This window comes from Vagococcus bubulae (assembly GCF_003950315.1).
GTDB lineage: Bacteria > Bacillota > Bacilli > Lactobacillales > Vagococcaceae > Vagococcus > Vagococcus bubulae.
In genome coordinates this window covers 1-1,495 of sequence record NZ_NGJT01000054.1, presented here as the reverse complement: position 1 = coordinate 1,495, position 1,495 = coordinate 1, and the positions used below count along the sequence as shown (strand labels likewise).

1 protein-coding gene is annotated in these 1,495 nt (G+C 29.4%); it reads left to right on the top strand.

Annotation, left to right across the window (positions count from 1 at the left end):
- The first annotated feature begins 129 nt into the window (after positions 1-129).
- Positions 130-1,413 (top strand): ISL3 family transposase, encoded by a 1,284-nt coding sequence (locus CBF36_RS12120; RefSeq protein WP_125958613.1) that lies wholly within the window; start codon positions 130-132, stop codon positions 1,411-1,413.
- Positions 1,414-1,495 lie beyond the last annotated feature (82 nt).

Genomic DNA, 1,495 nt, shown 5'->3' with positions numbered 1-1,495 from the left:
TGGCTGTATAATTTTTGATGTGGATGAAGAAATTCATCTGCATCTATTTTTTTACATAAAAAAAGAAACATACGAATTTTCCAGGTAAAATTAAAGTGACCAAACCAAATTTTAGAAAGGAAGATTCATATGTCTCACAACCATTGTATCCGAGTGTCGCTGGATTTGAAAGACACAAACATTTATTTTGATTCTATTTTTTGTGAAGAAAAAATGATAAAAGGAGTTAGAAGTAAAATCTATAGCGGAACACTTACTTATAAGCCTTTGGCTTGTCCTTGTTGTGGAATTAAGAATGAAAACTATTCTATTGTAAAAAATGGTTTTATTTCTTCTCGAATAAAATGGCTAAGTGTTGCCCATTATCCAACCTATCTATCACTAAAGAAACAACGGTTCCTTTGTCGTAAATGTCACACCTCTTTTATAGCTGAATCTTTAGAAATTGATAAGCACTGCTTTATTGCTAACAGAGTGAAACAGTCTATTGGCATGGAGTTATCCGATGCTATCTCATTGAAAGACTTATCTAAAAGACATTTTGTATCAACTACTACAATCAGTAGAATTCTTAATTTATTTGGGAAAGAACTGTCAAATAAATTTACGGACTTGCCTCAACACCTATGTTTTGATGAGTTTACATCTGTAAAAAACAATCAAGGTAAGTACAGTTTTATCTACTCAGACTCCTTATCACATAAAATTATTGATATTTTACCAGATAATAAAAGGATTACGTTAGAAAAACACTTTTCAAAATACCCTTTGAAAGTAAGAAATAAAGTCGCAACTATCGTTGTTGATATGAATGCTGGCAATTTTAAACTAGCTAATAAACTTTTTCCAAATGCTTCAGTGGTTATTGACCGATTTCATTTAGTTCAATTAATTAGTCGTTCATTAAATATTACAAGAATTAGAACAATGAATAAGTTTAAGACATCAAACCTTAATGATCTAAAGAATTATAGAAAACTAAAGAGATATTGGAAGCTATTTTTAAAAGACTCTAACGAATTAAATTATAAAGACTATCGTTATCAACGATTATTTAAAAATATCTTACCTGAAACAGATATTATGGATTATTTACTAAGCTTAAGCAAAGAACTATCTGAGACATACGGACTCTATCAAAACTTATTATATTGTAGTAAAAACAATGATTTTGAGGCTTTCTCAGATCTACTATTATTAAGTCATGAGTTAATCTCTGAACCAATGAAAACATCTATCAGAACACTAAAAAAACATCTTCCAAGAATTAATAATACTTTCAAGTTTCCATTTTCTAACGGACCATTAGAAGGGACCATCAATAAAATTAAGCTAATCAAACGAATAGCCTATGGCTATAGAAATTTCCAAAACTATAAATATAGAATTTTACTTAGTTTTCAAGGTAAATAAATAAGCAACGAAAACCTGTTGTCTTTCGTTGCTTAAATTCACTAAATTTTACTCATCCACATCATTTGACGGAGAGCCAAAA